Origin of the sequence: Rhodococcus sp. H-CA8f (assembly GCF_002501585.1) — a bacterium.
GTDB lineage: Bacteria > Actinomycetota > Actinomycetes > Mycobacteriales > Mycobacteriaceae > Rhodococcus_F > Rhodococcus_F erythropolis.
In genome coordinates, this window is the sequence record NZ_CP023720.1 from 5,443,176 (window position 1) to 5,460,881 (window position 17,706).

Consider the following 17,706-nt stretch of genomic DNA (forward strand, 5'->3'; position numbering starts at 1 on the left):
TTCCTATCTCGGAACGCGGGGAAGCTTCAGGCCGGCGGTAGCGATCAATTCGCGCATCACCTCGTTGACTCCACCGCCGAAGGTGATCACCAGGTTGCGCTTGATCTGCATGTCCAGCCACTCCATGAGATCAGCCGTTTCGGGATCGATCGGATTTCCGTACCGTCCGACGATCTCTTCCGCGAGTCGACCGACTCGCTGGATGCGTTCGGTGGCAAATACTTTGGTTGCCGAAGCGTCGGCAATGTCCACCGACTCCGAATCACTCGATGCCACTTGCCAGTTGAGCAGTTCGTTGAGGCGATACGTCGCGTGAATCTCGCCGAGCGCGCGTCGTACGTCAACGTGATCAAGCAGGTTTTCACGCTTGGCCCAATCGAAGACGTGGTCGTAAATCCCTGCGACGCGACCTGCCGGACCGAGCATGACGCGTTCGTGGTTGAGCTGCGTCGTGATCAGGCGCCAACCCTGATTCTCTTCACCCACAAGCATGTTCGCCGGAACGCGAACGTCCTCGTAGTAGGTGGCATTGACGTGATGCGCACCATCGCAAGTGATGATAGGGGTCCAGGTGTAGCCGGGATCTTTGGTATCCATGATCAGGATCGAGATGCCGCGGTGCCGTGAATCGGCAGATCCGGTCCGCACGGCGAGCCACACGTAATCGGCGTCATGCCCGCCGGTGGTGAAAATCTTCTGGCCGTTGACGACGTACTCGTCACCATTTCGTGTCGCCGAAGTACGCAGGGCTGCAAGGTCGGTGCCGGCTTCCGGTTCGGTGTAGCCGATCGCGAAGTGCACTTCACCGGCGAGGATCGCGGGCAGGAATTTCTGCTTCTGCTCCTCGCTGCCGTACTTCTGCAGAGTCGGACCGACGGTCTGCAACGTCACCGAAGGCAGTGGGACATCCGCCCGCACAGCCTCGTTGACAAAAATCTGCTGCTCGACTTCACCGAACCCACGTCCGCCGTACTCCACCGGCCAGCCGACGCCGAGCCAACCGTCCTTGCCCATACGACGGATGACCTCACGATAGGTAGGGCCATGCCGCTCCACACGCATGATCTTGGCCTCCTCGGGCGAGATCAGCGTCGAGAAGTAGCGTCGAAGTTCAGCTTGCAATGCGCGCTGACTGTCGGTCAGATCGATGAACACCGGGCCCCCACGAGGTCGAGTCGCTGCGAAGCGCCGCCGAGCAGGCGCGCCAAGTCTTTTGCAGTCGAGTAGTAACGATGAAGCGGATACGTGACGTCGACGCCCAGACCGCCGTGCAGGTGGTGAAGCACCTGCATTGTGGCGGGTACTTCCTGGGCGATCCAGTACGCCATGACGTCGAGGTCCGACTGAGCATCCAGGCCCTCCGACACGCGCCAGGACGCCGACAACGCCGCGACGTGAAGAGTCCGCGAGGTGACATAGGCGTCGGCGATCTGCTGCGAGACCGCCTGGAACGTGGCGAGCGGCTTGCCGAATTGCTCGCGTGAGCCGACATGTGCCGCAGTGAGATCGACGGCACCGGACACCAAACCGTCTGCAACGGCTCCGATACTCGCCGTAGCGATCCGGTACAGCGTCTGGACGGCTTCCTCGCCGGCACCGAGAAGTTCACCGACTGCCTCGTCCATCGTGACTGCGAACTCCGGACTGCCGGACGCACTGGGTGTCGGCGTCAATGCGACGCCGGCGGCGGTCGGATCGACGAGCACGACTCCGGCGTCGGTTGGCACAAGAATTCTGTGTGCGCTCGCCGCGAAAGGCACGGCAAGCACCGTCCCGCTGACGCGATACCAGTCGCCCGACTGATGGGCGGTGGTCGACGGCTGCGCCGGGAACTGCTGACCCGGCTCACCGAGCGCCGCGGTGAATACCCGTCCGGCGCTGACTCCGGTGAGCAATTCGTCCTGCTGAGCGTCGGTCCCCAGAGCAACGATGGGAAGTACGCCGAAGCCGAGGGTTGCGAGAGCCGGAATGGGAGCGGCGGCTCGGCCGACCTCGACGAGAAGAGAGCCGACGTCGGTGACCGAGAGCCCCTCGCCGCCCAGACGCTCGGGCAGTGCCAACGTGAGCAGGTCGGCTTCGGCGAATGCCGCCCAGAGCGCGTCCGGCTCCAGTTCGCGGGCAAGGAGCGCGGTAGCCACCTCGGCTACCGCTTCCTGGGTTTCATCGGGAGTGAAGTCCACGCTGGCAATCCTGTCTCTGATGTAGAACGTGTTCTAGTTGTATCACCAACGTGGACATTTCTAAAGGCCTCTACTCACGCCGTCTAGTCACGGGGCAGGCCCAGAATTCTCTCCGCGGCGACGGTCAACAGAATCTGCGTGGTTCCGCCGGCAATCGACAGGCATCGCGTGTTGAGGAACTCACGCGAGAGCGGACCCTCCACCCATCCGGCTGGGCCACCCAATTCCATTGCGAACTCTGCGACATTCTGACGCTGGCGCACGCCCACCAGCTTGCGGACGCTCGACGCCGGGCCCGGATCCTGACCATCCAATTGCCGCAGTGTCGTGCGCAATTCCAGCAACGAGCCCACCATGGCGGTTCCGATCAGCCCACCGAGCTTGTCTGCAACCACAGGATCGGGATCGCCCGCCAGCTCGAGCAATTCCTCCATCGCACCGCCGAGCGAAGAGCCGCCGCTCATCGCGACTCGCTCGTTGGCGAGGGTTGTTCGGGCCAGTTTCCAGCCTCCGCCGAGCTGGCCGACGACACAGTCGTCCGGCACGAAGACGTCGTCGAGGAAGACTTCGTTGAAGAGCGCGTCGCCGGTGATCTCACGCAGCGGCGAGATCCGAATCCCGGCTGTCTTCATGTCGAGAAGGAAGTACGTGATGCCCTTGTGCTTGGGAACCTCGCGATCGGTTCTGGCGAGGCAGATAGCCCAGTCAGCTTCACGTGCAAGCGAAGTCCAGACTTTCTGTCCGTTCAGCTTCCAACCGCCGTCGACCTTCTCCGCGGTCGTACGCAGCGCGGCAAGATCGGAACCTGCACCAGGTTCACTGAAAAGCTGACACCAGGTGATCTCACCCTTGAGCGTCGGTGTCGCGAATCTTTCGATCTGCTCCGCACTGCCGTGCTCGAGGATGGTGGGAACTGCCCACCACCCGATCACGAGATCAGGTCGGCCGATACCGACGGCAGCCAACTCTTCTTCGATCAAAATCTGTTGCGCGGCCTTGGCGCCCCGGCCGTACGGCTTCGGCCAGTGCGGCGCAAGGTATCCCGATTCGGCCAACGCGTTGCGCTGTTCGGATTCGGGCAGCGCCACCAATTGCGCTACCTCTTCGCGAATGTCGGACCGGTCGGATTCCAGCTCACTCAAGTCGATCTGAAGGTGACGCCGTGCACCGCCGATCGTCAATTCAGCGACGCGTGCGCGCCAGCGGGACGATCCGCCCAGAATCTGCCGGAGCGACAGTGCTCGGCGAAGGTAGAAGTGCGCCTCGTGCTCCCAGGTGAATCCAATGCCGCCGAGCACTTGAATGCAGTCTTTCGCCGTGTCGACAGCGGCGTCCAGAGACACCGCGGCCGCCACCGCCGCCGCGATCGGAAGTTCGTCGCCCGACTCGGCAGCGACCGCACCGTCCCAGGCGACAGCTCCGGCATTTTCCACTCGGCACAGCATTTCGGCACAGATATGTTTGATCGCCTGGAACGAACCGATGGGCTTTCCGAATTGTTCGCGAATCTTCGCGTACTCCACCGCAGTACGCAGACTCCACGCCGCAATTCCGGCAGCTTCGGCAGCCCCAAGTACCGCCGCTAGATCGGAAACCGATCCTGGCGCAATGTCATCGAGGATTCGGTCGGCGTCGACCGTCACTCGGTCGAAGGAGACTCGCGCCAGTGGTCGCGACTTGTCGATCGTGTCGACCGCTTCGTAGGTCACACCTTCGCTGTCTCCGTCGATGAGAGCCCAGACGACACGCGAGCCTTCACCTTCCGACACCACGCCCGCCGACACGAGGACCGATACGCCCGAGTCTCCACCCCAGGCGTAACCTCCTTCGCCATGAAGCTCGATGCCGCCGGACGCATTCGCCGTTGCCGCAACTGGACTTTCGTCCAATACGACGGCACACGGCAACGCACCGTCGGCGAGCATTTCGGACCAGCGCTTGGCAGCGGGCGACGAACTACGCCCAACCACCAGAGCTGCAAGTGCAGTCGTGAGAACAGGACCCGGCACGAGTTCGATTGCCGCCTGCTCGAGCATTGCTGCGAGATCGACGATTTCGGCTCCGGCTCCGCCTACCGATTCAGGAACGGCGACCGAAAATATCCCGAGAGACGCGAACTCGGACCATTTCTCCCGCCACGAAACTGCTGGTCCACGGCGTACCATGTCCATCGGCGTGGCCGAGCGAGCCCAGGCCTCTATCGATTCCTGGACCGCCCGCTGTTCATCGGTCGTGGCGATTGTCACAACTGGTTCCCGCCTCTCGATAAGTGACACAATTGTTTAGAACGTGTTCTAATATGACACCTGGCCAAGAGTCAAGGCGCGAAGGAATTTGTCGATGACCACAACATCCCGATCCCGCTCCAACGCGGTTGCTTCTGCAACGCTCGGGGACGACGATCTCAGCTCCAACGCGCAACGTGAACGCCGCAAGCGGATTCTCGACGCAACCCTCGCCCTGGCGTCCAAGGGTGGCTACGAGGCTGTCCAGATGCGCGCCGTGGCCGAGCGCGCCGACGTCGCAGTCGGAACGCTCTATCGCTACTTCCCGTCCAAGGTTCACCTGTTGGTGTCCGCTCTGGCACGCGAATTCGAGAAGATCGATTCCAAGGGCAAGATCCCACCTGGAACCAGCCCGCTCGAGCGGATGCAGCTGATCCTCAGCCTCATCACCCGCGCGATGCAGCGCGATCCGCTCCTCACCGAAGCCATGACTCGCGCGTTCATGTTCGCCGATGCCTCCGCAGCGGCAGAGGTCGATCAGGTGGGCCAGTTGATGGACCGCCTCTTCGCACGAGCGATGACCGAAGAGGAGCCGACCGAAGAGCAGTTGGCAATCGCGCGCGTGATCTCCGATGTGTGGCTGTCCAATTTGGTGGCCTGGCTCACGCGACGTTCTTCGGCTACCGATGTCGCCAATCGACTGGAATTGACGGTTGAACTGCTGCTCGGTGATGGAACACGGAAACCCGAATAGACATCCTTTGTCGCATCTGTCATTTTTGCACTGATCTGGCAGAAACGTATCGAGCCAGGAGTCGCTGCATCACCTAGATTTGAAGAGGTGAGCGCACAAGATCTGTCCATCGAACTCCGCCGAGCGCTGTCGGGCGTGGCACGAACGCCGCGTCTGCTCGTAGCCTCCGACTACGACGGGACGATGGCACCCATAGTCGCCAACCCGGACAAGGCGTATCCCCGCGCGGAAACGGTGCGTGCGCTCCGCTCCCTCGCCAGCCTGGCGTCGACGACTGCTGCCGTGATCTCGGGCCGCGCCCTCAAGGATCTGGCGGCGCTGTCCCGGCTTCCCGCCGAAGTGCAATTGGTCGGCAGCCACGGCTCCGAGTTCGACATCGGATTCGTTCACGCGATCGACGCCGACGCCAGGAAACTGCTCGACGAGATCGTCACCGAGTTAGGCCGAATCGCCGCCGATACCCCCGGCGCAACTGTGGAGAAGAAGCCCGCCAGCGTCGCCTTGCACGTACGCAACACCAGCGCCGACGACGCCGAGAAGGCGCTCATCGCCGTTCGCACCGAATCGGCACTCTGGCCGGGCGTTCAGGTCACCGAGGGTAAGTCGGTGGTCGAGTTGGCGGTCATCGCCACCGACAAGGGCCACGCACTCGACTTGATCCGCCATCAGGACGGCGCTACCGCTGCCGTCTTCATCGGGGACGACGTGACAGACGAAAAGGCGTTCAGCAGGCTGCAGGGGCCGGACATCGGAATCAAGGTCGGCAGCGGGGACACCGTCGCCGACTATCGCGTCGACAGCACCGAGGATGTCGCTGCTGCTCTGGCGTTCCTGCTCGACGAGCGTCGTACGTGGCTTTCCGGTGCCGACGCTCCGCCCATCGAGCGACTCTCGATGCTCGCCAGTCCGCGGACCGTCGCTTTGGTGACCCCGGATGCGACGCTGACCTGGTTGTGTCACCCGGAACCGGATTCAGCGGCCGTCTTCGCGCACCTTCTCGGCGGAACCGGGGCCGGCCACTTCTCGGTCGGGCCTCGCCGCACAGCGTTGCCACTGAGCCAGAAGTACATCGACAGCACGATGACCGTTCAGACCCGCTGGGCGAGCCTGTCCGTCACCGACTACCTCCCCCACGACGTCCCGCAGGGGCGAACCGACCTGACCCGCATCATTTCCGGTCAGGCAGACGCGATCGTCTCGTTTGCACCCCGTCCCGAGTTCGGCCAGGGTCAGGTCACGCTCGAGGTCGTCGACGAGGGCATTCGGGTCCTCGGCACCAACGAGCCGTACGTGCTCCGCTCCCCTGGTGTGCTGTGGAACATCGCCACCGACGGAAACCAGCAGACTGCCCACGCCATCGTCGAGCCGTCCAAGGGTGACGTCGTACTCGAATTGCGCTGTGGAACAGAAGAACTCGGCCCTTCCGAAGTTCCGGAACTCGAGCGTCGAGCGGCCTCGGAGGCATACTGGTCCGATTGGGCCAAGACGCTCGAACTGCCGAAGCTGAAGCCGGACTTGATGAAACGCTCTGCGCTGACCTTGCGCGGGCTGGTTCATGCCGATTCCGGTTCCATAATGGCCGCCGCCACAACATCCCTGCCGGAAGAGATCGGCGGAGTCCGCAACTGGGACTACCGCTACTGCTGGTTGCGCGATGCCGCCCTCACCGCAACAGCTCTCGTGAGCGTCGGATCCACCGACGAAGCCGAGAACTACCTCGACTGGGTCCACCGCGTGCTCGAAACACTGCCGGGACCCGAGCGCCTGCACCCCCTCTACACGCTCTACGGGACTTCGCTACCGCCAGAGGCCGTCATCGATTCACTTCCCGGATACGCCGGCTCTAGGCCGGTCCGCGTCGGAAACGCCGCGAATCAGCAGGTTCAACTGGACGTGTTCGGCCCGATCGTCGAGCTGATCGTCGAACTGGCGAATGCACGCGAAAAGGCCGGTGCCCCCGATCCTTTGAGTGACCGCGACTGGGAACTGGTGTGCGCCATGGTCGAAGCAGTGCAGCGACGCTGGTTCGAACCCGATCACGGCATCTGGGAAATTCGCGACAACCCACGCCACCACGTCTATTCCAAGGTGATGGGTTGGGTCACCGTCGACCGCGCCGTCGATCTTGCTACCCGCTTTTCTCGCGAGGCTCTGCCCGAGTGGGCGGAACTGCGTGACCACATCGCCGACGAAGTACGACACAAAGGCTGGAAGGACGACGTCCAGTCGTACACCGCGGCCTACGACGGTACCGATCTCGACGCCGCTACTCTGCACATCGGACTGTCGGGACTGATCGATCCGACGGATCCGCGCTTTGCAGCGACCGTCGTAGCCACCGAGGCTGAACTACGCAGCGGCTCAACGGTATACCGATACCATCACGACGACGGTCTGCCCGGCATCGAAGGTGGGTTCCACCTCTGTGCCGCCTGGCTCGTCGAGGCCTACTTACTGATCGGACAACGCCTGCAAGCAGAGGCACTGTTCGATCAGTTGGTCGCGGCAGCGGGTCCTACCGGACTACTCGCGGAGGAGTACGACCCCATCGCGGAACGCTCGCTGGGCAACCATCCCCAGGCGTACAGCCATCTGGGATTGTTGCGCTGCGCCCAACTCCTGGCGTGAGCGCTACCCCTTGATCCGACCTGATGTTCGCCCTGCCAGTAGTTCGGTGTCGAGCATCTCGACTATCGGAACGCCGGATCCAGACGGCGACATCAGGAGCGCACCGGCGCGCCGGCCCTTCTCTTCCTGGGGCTGGCGCACCGTTGTCAGTGATTCGCGCAGCGCCTCGTCGACGCCGTCGAATCCGGTGATCGACAGTTGGCCAGGTACATCGATGCCCTGCCAGCGCGCCCAGTCCAAGGCGCCGAGAGCCAGCACGTCGGTGGTGCAGACCAGTGCGGTGATCTCGGGGTTGGTCGCGAGAGCTTCCGCCGCCGCCGAGTGCCCGGACTGCGATGTGTGGACGTACCGCTCGATCACCGTGAGTGAGAGTGGGTCCATGTCGGACGCCACCATCGCGTCGCGCACTCCTTCGATGCGCTCACGCTGGACGTGGAAGTGCGGGGACTTGAGTCGTTCCTGGCTGACCACGCCGTCCATCCGGTCGCGCCCCAGCCTCATGCAGAGCACGCCGATGTCACGGTGGCCGAGCCCGATGAGGTAATCGGCGACCTTGCGCATGGCAGCGCGGTCGTCGATGCCCACGAGAGACGCACCGGGGATCTCGCGAGGCTGGTCGCACACGACGATCGGAATGTGACGCTCGAGCACGGCAGCGAGATACGGATCGTCGTCGGCCACCGAGTAGACGACGAAGCCGTCGACGCCCGCCTGCTGGACCACGGCTGCAGCATCCACCTCGTCGCGCCCGGGCCCGGCCGGGATGAGCAGCAAGCCCTGGCCGGCGTCCTCACACGATTCCGAGAGACCGGCAAGGAAGCTCATTGCGGCCGGGTCGCGGAACGAATAACTGAGTGCTTCGGTGAGCAGGAGACCGACGGCACCGGCTTTGCGAGTTCGCAAGGAGCGGGCGACCGGATCGGGTCCGGGATATCCGCGTCGCTTGGCCGCTTGGAGCACTCGATCCCGCAGCTCGACGGAGAGCTGATCGGGTCGGTTGTACGCGTTCGAGACTGTAGTTCTCGACACATTGAGCTCGGCGGCAAGCGACGCCAAAGTGGCTTGACGGCGTGGCTGACGGGACCGGGGCATAAACGGACGTTAGCCGTAGTGCCCGCAGACGGCGCGTTGGGGCTGAACCGAAGGTGAACTACCAGCGACTATGCGCTAATGTGTAACGGTAACGGTTTCCAATAGCATTTAGCCCAGCCTTTGTTCAGGAGAAAAGCACGTGCGTTCGTCGTCGAAATTCCGCACCGCCACCGCCCTCGCGGCCGTCTCGGTCGCCGCAGCATTCGCGCTCACCGCGTGCAGCTCCAGCTCGTCGAAAGACGAAGGCATCACCGTCGTCGCATCGACGAACGTGTGGGGCGACGTCGCGCAGGCCGTCGCCGGCGACAAGCTGACCGTGACGTCGATCATCAACGAGCCATCCGCGGACCCGCACTCGTTCGAGGCGACGCCCGCCGATGCCGCCAAGATCACCGACGCATCGCTCGTCGTCTACAACGGCGGCGGCTACGACCAGTTCATCACCGACGTCCTCGACGCGGGCAAGGGTGAGCAGAAGACGGTCAACGCCTACAACCTGCTCGACGGTGGCATCCACGCCGGCGAAACCGCGGGCGAATCGCATGACGGTCACACCCACGGCGCAGTCAACGAACACGTCTGGTTCGACATTCCGACCGTCGACGCCGTCGCACATTCGGTTGCCGATCAGCTGAGCGCTCTCGATCCGGACAACGCGGCGACCTACGAGGACAACGCGAAGGCATACAGCCAGAAGCTCGCCGGCGTCACAGCGATCACCGATTCCATCGCCGCTGCCCACGCGGGCGCACCGGTGGCGCAGACCGAGCCGATCGCGCACTACCTCCTGGTCGCAGCTGAACTGAAGGACGCAACTCCCGAAGAGTTCACCAGTGCCATCGAAGACGGCAACGATCCGTCACCGGCCGCAATCGCCGCAACGCGCCAGCTCCTCTCGGAGAAGCAGGCCCGCGCACTGGTCTACAACATCCAGACGCAGGACAAAGTGACCCAGGACATGCGCACCACAGCCGAAACCGCCGGAGTGCCCGTCGTCGAGGTTACGGAGACTCTCCCCGAGGGCCTGGACTACATTCAGTGGCAGACGCAGACCGCGGAGTCGCTCGCAAACGCCCTCTCTGCCCAGTAACTATTTGCCCCACCATTTCCGAGAAGAACCGATCGGCTTGTGACAGAAACTTCCGCGAATACTCCTGTGCCCCCTGGTAACACCGTGCCTTCTGGCAACACCGTGCCTTCGAAGGCCTCCGTGCCCGCTGTGACGCTGAAGGGTGCTCGATTGTCTTTCGGTGCCCGCACCCTCTGGGACGGACTCGACCTCGAGGTACAGCCAGGTGAGTTCATCGCCGTACTCGGGCCGAACGGGTCGGGCAAGACCTCGCTCTTGAAGATTCTGCTGGGCCAACTACAACTCAGCGGCGGTAGCGCACAGATCGTCGGCACGCCGGCACGGGCCGGGAACTCACACGTCGGGTACATCCCGCAGCAGAAATCCATCGACGACGGCCTCCCGCTCCGCGGCCGCGACCTGGTCGGCCTCGGCGTCGACGGTCACCAGTGGGGTACGGGCCTACTGCGTCGGGGTCGTCGCCGCAAGATCGTCGACGACGCCATCGCACAGGTCAGCGCCCAGTCGTTTGCCGACGCTCCCATCGGTTCCATGTCCGGCGGTGAGCAGCAGCGACTGCGGATCGCGCAGGCTTTGGTCGGCGACCCGCGGATCCTGCTGTGCGACGAGCCGCTGCTCAGCCTCGACCTCGCCAACCAGCACCTGGTCTCGACGCTGATCGACAAGCGTCGGCGCAGCCATGACACCGCAGTGCTGTTCGTGACGCACGAGATCAATCCGATCCTGCCGTTGGTCGATCGAGTGCTCTATCTGGTGGACGGCAAATTCCGGATCGGGACGCCGGCCGAAGTGATGACGTCCGAGGTTCTCTCGGATCTGTACAACACCGACGTCGAAGTGTTGCAGGTTCGTGGCCGCCTCGTCGTGATCGGCACCGGAGACGCCATCGACGCGCTCGGCAGCGCAGGCGGACTACGCCCGGGAGAAGGCGTTCACCATTCTGATGAGGATCACCACCAGTGAGTAACAAGTTCACCGACGCGATGTCGCGGATGTTCGACGTGTCCGCCACCGTCGACCTACTGCAGTACGACTTCGTCCAACAGGCGTTGATTGCCGGTGCCATCCTCGGATTGTTGGCAGGCATCATCGGGCCGCTGATCGTGAGTCGTCAGATGTCGTTCTCGGTGCACGGAACGAGCGAGCTGTCACTGACGGGTGCATCCGCCGCACTTCTCGTCGGTGTGGGCGTCGGCTTCGGTGCCATCGTCGGATCCGTGGTCGCGGCAGTGCTGTTCGGGCTGCTCGGAGCCAAAGCGCGGGACCGAGATTCGGTGATCGGCGTGATCATGGCTTTCGGTCTCGGCTTGTCGGTGTTGTTCCTCTGGGCGTACGACGGTCGCACGGGAACCAGCTTCTCACTGTTGGTCGGACAGATCGTGGCGCCGGGAAACAGCGGTCTCGAACTTCTGCTGCTGTGCGCGGTCATCGTGATCGGCACACTCGGATTCATCTACCGCCCTTTGCTGTTCGCAAGCACCGACCCCGAAGTTGCTGCAGCTCGCGGTGTTCCGGTTCGGGCACTGTCGATCGTGTTCGCCGTGTTGGTCGGCATCACCGCAGCACTCGGCGTGCAGATCGTCGGCGCGCTGCTGGTGATGTCGCTGCTGATCACTCCCGCAGCGGCCGCCGCGTACGTCACGGCAAGCCCACTCAAGGCGACAATTCTCTCCGTCGTGTTCGCCGAACTGGCAGCCGTCGGCGGCATCCTTCTCTCGCTGGCACCCGGCGTTCCCGTCTCGAGTTTCGTCACCTCGGTCTCGTTCGTGATCTACCTGATATGCCGACTCTTCGGATCCGCACGTCGCAAGAATGCGGGACGGATTCCGGCGCACGCCTGAACACCGAGAGCCCATACCTACCTAGAATCGAGGTATGGGCTACAGCGTTGATCTGAACAGCGACCTCGGCGAGGGCTTCGGAGCCTGGACCCTGGGCGACGACGACGCCATGCTCGAACTTGTCACCAGCGCGAACATCGCCTGCGGATTCCATGCCGGCGACCCGACGACACTGTTGGCGACTTGCGAATCAGCCGCCACCCGCGGCGTGCGGATCGGCGCGCAGGTGGGTTACCGAGACCTCGCCGGTTTCGGCCGACGCTTCATCGACATGTCCCCGAAAGACCTCACCGCCGACGTCATTTATCAAATAGGGGCACTCGACGGTTTGGCTCGTGTCGCCGGATCGCGGGTCACGTACGTCAAACCCCACGGCGCGCTTTACAACGCAATAGTCCATCACCGACGGCAGGCGCGGGCCGTGGTCGCCGCCGTCGTTGCCTACGACAGTTCGCTACCTGTTCTCGGACTACCTGGTTCGGTGTTTCTGGAAGAGGCGCGCGAAGCCGGCCTCGACGTGGTCGCCGAGGCTTTTGCCGATCGCGCGTACACGGCAGAAGGCACTTTGGTCCCCCGCACCGAGTCGGGCGCCGTTCTGCACGACCCGGCGCTTGTTGCAGAACGGGTTCGGCGAATGGTCGTCGACGGCGAGTTGGATGCGGTCGACGGGAGCACCCTCAAAATCACCGCGGAGTCGGTGTGCGTACACGGTGACAGTCCGGCAGCCGTCGACATGGCCGCAGCGATCCGCGATCTCCTCGAATCCTCCGACGTCGAGATCACACCGTTCACATGATCACGATCCTGCCCGCCGGTGAATCCGCAGTCCTCGTCGAGTACGACGAACTGCCGAGCGTGCTGGGCAACTTCAGGGCTCTCGACGCCAGTCGAATCCCCGGAGTGATCGATCTGATTCCCGCGGCGCGAACCATCCTGATCGAGTACGACAACACGATTACCGGACACAAACTCGTGGAGAAATGGGTACGTGGGGCCGTACCGATCGAACTCACAGCAGATGAGAGCTGGCCTGCTGTCGCGATTCCGGTCCGCTACGACGGCGACGATCTCGTCGAAGTGGGCAAGCTGACCGGACTCGGGGTCGACGGTGTCATCGAGGCTCACACGTCTGCGTCGTGGACCGTCGCGTTCATCGGTTTCGCCCCCGGCTTCGCGTATCTGACCAGCAACGAGAGAAAGCTCGAAGTTCCACGTCGATCGGACCCGCGCAGGCAGGTCCCTGCCGGTGCAGTCGGGTTGGCCGGACCGTTCTCGGGCGTCTACCCGCGTAGCTCCCCGGGCGGCTGGCAGTTGATCGGAACGACGGAACTGTCGGTGTGGGATGCCGAGCGCCGCCCGCCGGCGCTGCTTCTACCCGGCACCACAGTCACCTTTGTCCGTGCATGATTTAGGTGCAAGGATAATTTTGGTGTCTTCATCGCGTTGTTGCGGGACAATGGATTCATGGCCTGGCTCGAGGTAGTGCGTACCGGCCCGCTCGCCACAGTTCAGGACCGCGGGCGGAGAGGCTACGGCGCTCTCGGGGTCGGCAGATCCGGCGCCGTCGACATGATCTCGCACGACAGCGCGAACAGACTCGTAGGCAACACTTTTCGAGCAGCAACCATCGAAGTCACCACTGGGGGTTTTGCGATGCGGGCCGTCGGTTCGATGACGGTGGCAGTGACAGGCGCGCGGGTGCCGCTGGTCGTCGACGGACGGCCGGCACCTGACTACGCGAGCATCCACCTGGGCGGTGGCAGCATTATCGAATTGGGTTACAGCACAACCGGGTTGAGAACGTATATCTCTGCACGCGGTGGCGTCGACGTCCCACAGGTACTCGGCAGCAGATCCACCGACACACTCTCCGGGCTCGGGCCGCCGCCCCTCGCCGCCGGCGATCTACTCCTCCTCGGGGCAGAGGAAGGGACGTGGCCCACCGAAGAGTTGATTCCACCGCCCGCACCTGCACTCGGCGCGGTTCCGATCGAGATCACGCTCGGCCCCCGAAATTCCTGGTTCACCGCCGCATCCGTTCACGCGCTCCTTCACACCACGTGGAAAGTCACCGAACACACCAACCGAGTCGGGGTCCGGTTACAGGGCCAAGGGCCTTTACATCGCTCACGCACCGAGGAATTGCCGAGCGAAGGCGTCGTGATGGGATCCATCCAAGTGCCGCCAGGCGGCCAGCCCGTCGTGTTTCTGGCAGACCATCCCGTGACCGGCGGATACCCGGTCATCGCCGTCGTTTCCGACGCAGGGATTGCATCGCTGGCACAGCTGCGGCCCGGCAGCACCGTTACCTTGAAGGCCACTACCAGGCCGTCCTAGCGCTGATAGTCTCAGCCGCGCCAGCAATGCTGCCGGCGGCGCTCGGCCGTCGCCAGAACCTGAAGGACTTTCACACTATGAGCCCTAAGAGCAGCACACTTGCTCTCGGAATAGCGTCAATGATCACTGCTGCACTCGTCCTGTCCGGATGCAGCAGTTCGGAAAGCGGCGACGCTGTCTCCAGTGATACCAGCACCAGTGAGACCACTGCTTCCGAAAGTTCTGCATCCTCGTCGTCTGCCGCTGCCGCGACGCCGACCTTGAGGGACGGAACACCGTTCATCGGTGAGCGGACGACGATCGAAACCGGCGACGACCCCGAAGCGCCGAGCATCAGCGTCAGCCTCCCGCCGAGCTGGACTCACGGCGAGAACATCCCTGCCGGCGTTACGGATGCGTTGTCCAGCAACAGCCAGGAACCCAGCGGTTTCATGCCGAACACCACCGTGACGGTCGAAAACCAAGGCACCGCAACAAAAGACGAGGTTCTTGCCGCTGCGCGTGAAACGATCGCCACCCTCGACGGGTGGACCGAGGTGAAGTACACCGAGATCGACGTCGACGGACAGCAGGGGTTCCGCCTCTCCGGAACCTGGACCGCCCCAAACCTGGACGTTCCGCTCTACGCCGTCATGACGGTCGTCGCTTACCAAGCCGACGACAACTCGCCGGTCTACCTGGTCAGCTTTGCGAATCAGTTCACCGACACGACGAACATGCAGACCTCCAACCAGGTGGAAGAAATCAACACCTCGATCGAATTCGGCTGAGCACCTCATGATTTGAGCACGTGATCACCGAACAACCGCGGCGGGCCGAGACTACGACAGTCTCGGCCCGCCGTTTCACAACTCTCGCCTAGCTGGAGCCGAACAGGCCGCTGAGGGAACCGAGGCCACCGCTCAACGAGCCGAGCGATCCGGTTCCGCCACCGGTTCCGGGGCCAGTGGGATCAACCGGATCAACGGGATCAACCGGGTCAACGGGATCGACCACATCCGCGGCGCGGACAGTGATGGACGGGCCCAAGTTGGCGAAATTCGCACTCGACTGGAATCCGTTGCCCATCACCGTGGCACCTACCGCCAATCCACTTCCGTACACGGTTCCCGGCGCACACGAAGCAGTGACCGTGTAGCTGGTCTTCATGGTCACCGGTTTGCTGCCGTTGTTGATCCAGCCGGCACTGGTCACCTCGAGCGTCGTGGCTGTCAGTTCCGGCGTTTCAGTGGTTTCGGTCATCGTCCCGCCAACGTGAAACTTCGTGACCTTCGCCGAGCCCGGGACAAAGGTCAAGCATGCGGCATGCGTCTCGGTGAACCTGCTGATATATCCGTCGATTCCGCTCTTCTTCGACACTGTCGTGTAGGTGATCGTGTCACCGACCTTCGGGGACGCATTGTCCACAGTGCGAGTAAATGTGTAGGCACCAGAAGTTGCTATCTCGGCAGTCGCGACTCCCGCACCCAGCGCGCTTGCGCCCACAGCAAGAGCAATCACCCCCAAACCAGCTCCAACGGTGGACAGACTACGATTCCTGGATCCAAACTTTGCCACGAACAATCTCCACTCTGTGTGGTTCCAGGACAACCGAATTCATTGATTACTGGAACTTGTTGCAACCCGACTCTCGAAGTACGATACAGTCGACCTGGACATTCGCCCAGCTTTTCGCCGAATTGGTCGCCAGTCAGTTAACAACAGGCAATCTAGGTCGAAAAAGTCCTCTCAATTCGGACTTTTCCGTAAATTCTGCCGAACTGACACATAGGCAAGCGTCCGATAGGTTTCAATGGTTACCACGGCGCAACCTTTGAAGAGTCATCCCCATCGCCGTCAGCGTGAACCCCTCGAACGGAGAATTTCATGTCACGTTTCTCAATGCGCAAAACACTCACCGGAGTAGCAATCGCTGCGCTTGCAACCAGCGGACTTCTCATCGGCACCGGAGCTGCGCACGCAGATGCCGCGCACCCGAAGACCAACACCGTGACTTCGAACCAAGTCACGATCACCAAGAGCGTCGTAGGCGACGGAGAAGTGGCGCCCGGCGGAAAATTGACCGTCCGCACCACGGTTTCGGCCAACGGCCATCCGGACTTCTTCGTCAACAAGTTCGTCGACCGTTTCCCGGCCGGATACACCTACATCAAGGACAGCGCCTCGATCGATTCATGGCACTTTCTCGGACTGACTCAGAAAACCGAGAAGGTGTCCCCCACCGTCGACAATGCGGCGCGCACCGTCACAATTCCCGATGCGGGTTGGAATGTCTCGATCACCGGCAGCAAGACAGTCACTTTCGAAGTGAGCTACTTGGTTCCGGACAACGCACAGCCGGGAACTTACGTCGAGCTCCCCAGTTCCATCGGCATCTCGCTGTGGGGCAGTGATCAGAACATCGGCGATGTCTACGCCAAGATCCGCGCCAAGAACCCCGGCGAGGCTGCCGCATCGGGCTCGGCAGATCTGGGCTTCGGCTCTTCTGACGGCGAGGGCGGAACCGGTTCGGCCGGCTCCTCCATCCTCGACAACCCGGCCGGCTTCATCTCCGACATCATCAGCGGTGTCCTGGCCAACGGCAGCTGATTCACCTGCTCCACCTGTAAACACTCCGTCGGGGAATGTGATCGAGGGTGGCATCGAGTCTTCGGACTCGGTGCCACCCTCGGCCTTTTGTCGCGACCGCACTCCGTCGTGCCCTGCGTCGAAGAACCAAATAGGAAAGCATTACCTAAGTCATTCGCGGTATGATCCACCGATGAGTTCCACAGGATTTCCGTACTGGGCTGTGCCGGCAGGCCGGTACGTTCCGCTCCCCTTCTCGATGACGACGTCCACCATCGGGCGCGATCAGAAGCGCGCGTGGCGTGAGATCCGCCATCCCGAGCACGAACTCCTGTGGGGCGCTTCCGGAGAGATGAGCGCGTACATCGACGACGTTCGTTGGCAGATCCCACCGACGGTCGGCATGTGGATTCCGGCTGGAACTCCACGGCGCATCACGCTCGGCGCATCCACCGAAGCTCGTTTCACCTATTTCCGGCCCGAGTCGTTCCCCCACCCGTGGACGAAGCCCGCGATCATCGGCATCGACGACGTGGTCAAGACGATGCTCATCCATCTGCACCAGCGAAACATGCCTACCGAGGCTCGCTTGCGGGCGGAATCCGTAGTCTTCGACACGCTCGCGCCCATCGAGGCGGCTGATGTCGCAGTGCCGATGCCCGCCGATCCCCGGGCCCTCGCCGTTGCACGCCGCTTGATCGCCGACCCCGCCGATCAACGCGGGCTTGCCGATTGGGCCTATGTGGTCGGAGGAAGCCCCCGTACCCTGAGCCGCGTGTTCTCTCAGGGAACGGGGATGTCCTTCACCGAGTGGAGGATTCAAGTCCGCGTCCGCGCCGCGATGTCCTATCTCGCTGTGGGCGTTCCTGTTTCGACGGTTAGCCGTCGCGTCGGATACGAAACCCCCAGCGCCTTCACCAGCGTGTTCCGCAAGGTCACCGGACGAACACCGAAGAACTATTACTCGGACGCGTGCGAATTGTCAGCCTAG

Annotated in this window: 16 protein-coding genes; 11 read left to right on the forward strand and 5 right to left on the reverse strand. The window is 62.8% G+C overall.

All coding sequences use genetic code 11. The features are described 5' to 3' along the window. Positions 1-3: 3 nt before the first annotated feature. The 3 genes from CPI83_RS25300 to CPI83_RS25310 all read right to left on the reverse strand — a co-directional run bounded on the left by CPI83_RS25300 (position 4) and on the right by CPI83_RS25310 (position 4,426). Entirely contained in the window at positions 4-1,155 is a 1,152-nt protein-coding gene (locus CPI83_RS25300; RefSeq protein ID WP_020968402.1) for an acyl-CoA dehydrogenase family protein, read from the reverse strand. Further along, complete coding sequence (locus CPI83_RS25305; protein ID WP_020968401.1) at positions 1,140-2,180, reverse strand: acyl-CoA dehydrogenase family protein; 1,041 nt, start codon at positions 2,178-2,180, stop codon at positions 1,140-1,142. The genes CPI83_RS25300 and CPI83_RS25305 overlap by 16 nt, the downstream gene beginning before the upstream one ends. A gap of 83 nt (positions 2,181-2,263) precedes the next feature. Beyond that, positions 2,264-4,426 (reverse strand): acyl-CoA dehydrogenase, encoded by a 2,163-nt coding sequence (locus CPI83_RS25310; RefSeq protein ID WP_097387896.1) that lies wholly within the window; start codon positions 4,424-4,426, stop codon positions 2,264-2,266. 94 nt (positions 4,427-4,520) lie between these two features. Here CPI83_RS25310 and kstR point away from each other — a divergent pair, with 94 nt between their 5' ends. Beyond that, positions 4,521-5,159: a cholesterol catabolism transcriptional regulator KstR gene (kstR, locus tag CPI83_RS25315; RefSeq protein ID WP_003945752.1), complete on the forward strand. Its 639-nt coding sequence runs from the start codon at positions 4,521-4,523 to the stop codon at positions 5,157-5,159. Positions 5,160-5,246: 87 nt separating this feature from the next. Then, positions 5,247-7,787: a trehalose-phosphatase gene (gene otsB / locus CPI83_RS25320; protein ID WP_097387897.1), complete on the forward strand. Its 2,541-nt coding sequence runs from the start codon at positions 5,247-5,249 to the stop codon at positions 7,785-7,787. A 3-nt stretch (positions 7,788-7,790) separates the two neighbouring features. Here the strand turns inward: otsB and CPI83_RS25325 are convergent, their stop codons facing one another. Continuing rightward, positions 7,791-8,879 (reverse strand): LacI family DNA-binding transcriptional regulator, encoded by a 1,089-nt coding sequence (locus CPI83_RS25325; RefSeq protein ID WP_007733995.1) that lies wholly within the window; start codon positions 8,877-8,879, stop codon positions 7,791-7,793. 139 nt (positions 8,880-9,018) lie between these two features. Here CPI83_RS25325 and CPI83_RS25330 point away from each other — a divergent pair, with 139 nt between their 5' ends. From CPI83_RS25330 to CPI83_RS25360, 7 genes are all read left to right on the forward strand, one after another. Next, positions 9,019-9,969, forward strand: coding sequence for a zinc ABC transporter substrate-binding protein (locus CPI83_RS25330; RefSeq protein WP_019746850.1), 951 nt, complete (start codon positions 9,019-9,021; stop codon positions 9,967-9,969). A 102-nt stretch (positions 9,970-10,071) separates the two neighbouring features. After that, a complete protein-coding gene (locus CPI83_RS25335) occupies positions 10,072-10,932 on the forward strand; it encodes a metal ABC transporter ATP-binding protein (RefSeq protein ID WP_097388250.1) in 861 nt (286 codons plus the stop codon). Then, the gene (locus CPI83_RS25340; protein ID WP_003945811.1) at positions 10,929-11,810 is read left to right on the forward strand and encodes a metal ABC transporter permease; all 882 of its coding nucleotides are present in this window, start codon (positions 10,929-10,931) and stop codon (positions 11,808-11,810) included. The genes CPI83_RS25335 and CPI83_RS25340 overlap by 4 nt, the downstream gene beginning before the upstream one ends. A 34-nt stretch (positions 11,811-11,844) precedes the next feature. Beyond that, on the forward strand, positions 11,845-12,606 hold the full coding sequence (locus CPI83_RS25345) for a 5-oxoprolinase subunit PxpA (RefSeq protein WP_019746848.1): 762 nt from the start codon (positions 11,845-11,847) through the stop codon (positions 12,604-12,606). Further along, positions 12,603-13,217 carry an allophanate hydrolase subunit 1 gene (locus tag CPI83_RS25350; protein WP_097387898.1) on the forward strand — a complete coding sequence of 205 codons (615 nt, stop codon included), beginning with the start codon at positions 12,603-12,605 and terminating at the stop codon, positions 13,215-13,217. The genes CPI83_RS25345 and CPI83_RS25350 overlap by 4 nt, the downstream gene beginning before the upstream one ends. Positions 13,218-13,274: 57 nt before the next feature. Beyond that, positions 13,275-14,147, forward strand: a complete 873-nt coding sequence (locus tag CPI83_RS25355) for a biotin-dependent carboxyltransferase family protein (RefSeq protein WP_097387899.1) — start codon at positions 13,275-13,277, stop codon at positions 14,145-14,147. Positions 14,148-14,224: 77 nt separating this feature from the next. Beyond that, the gene (locus CPI83_RS25360; protein ID WP_020968394.1) at positions 14,225-14,917 is read left to right on the forward strand and encodes an LpqN/LpqT family lipoprotein; all 693 of its coding nucleotides are present in this window, start codon (positions 14,225-14,227) and stop codon (positions 14,915-14,917) included. 88 nt (positions 14,918-15,005) lie between these two features. Here CPI83_RS25360 and CPI83_RS25365 read toward each other — a convergent pair whose 3' ends face one another. Next, entirely contained in the window at positions 15,006-15,647 is a 642-nt protein-coding gene (locus CPI83_RS25365) for a hypothetical protein (RefSeq protein WP_097387900.1), read from the reverse strand. Positions 15,648-16,013: 366 nt separating this feature from the next. Between CPI83_RS25365 and CPI83_RS25370 the strand changes: the two genes are divergently transcribed. Next, positions 16,014-16,736: a hypothetical protein gene (locus CPI83_RS25370; protein WP_225989632.1), complete on the forward strand. Its 723-nt coding sequence runs from the start codon at positions 16,014-16,016 to the stop codon at positions 16,734-16,736. A 172-nt stretch (positions 16,737-16,908) separates the two neighbouring features. After that, on the forward strand, positions 16,909-17,706 hold the full coding sequence (locus CPI83_RS25375; RefSeq protein ID WP_097387901.1) for an AraC family transcriptional regulator: 798 nt from the start codon (positions 16,909-16,911) through the stop codon (positions 17,704-17,706).

What these genes read in the sequence shown, in the direction of transcription:
- kstR (WP_003945752.1), top strand. Translation starts at nt 4,521, where the DNA reads ATGACCACAACATCCCGATCCCGCTCCAACGCGGTTGCTTCTGCAACG.
- CPI83_RS25325 (WP_007733995.1), bottom strand. Translation starts at nt 8,879, where the DNA reads ATGCCCCGGTCCCGTCAGCCACGCCGTCAAGCCACTTTGGCGTCGCTT.
- CPI83_RS25345 (WP_019746848.1), top strand. Translation starts at nt 11,845, where the DNA reads ATGGGCTACAGCGTTGATCTGAACAGCGACCTCGGCGAGGGCTTCGGA.
- CPI83_RS25350 (WP_097387898.1), top strand. Translation starts at nt 12,603, where the DNA reads ATGATCACGATCCTGCCCGCCGGTGAATCCGCAGTCCTCGTCGAGTAC.
- CPI83_RS25355 (WP_097387899.1), top strand. Translation starts at nt 13,275, where the DNA reads ATGGCCTGGCTCGAGGTAGTGCGTACCGGCCCGCTCGCCACAGTTCAG.
- CPI83_RS25360 (WP_020968394.1), top strand. Translation starts at nt 14,225, where the DNA reads ATGAGCCCTAAGAGCAGCACACTTGCTCTCGGAATAGCGTCAATGATC.
- CPI83_RS25370 (WP_225989632.1), top strand. Translation starts at nt 16,014, where the DNA reads ATGTCACGTTTCTCAATGCGCAAAACACTCACCGGAGTAGCAATCGCT.
- CPI83_RS25375 (WP_097387901.1), top strand. Translation starts at nt 16,909, where the DNA reads ATGAGTTCCACAGGATTTCCGTACTGGGCTGTGCCGGCAGGCCGGTAC.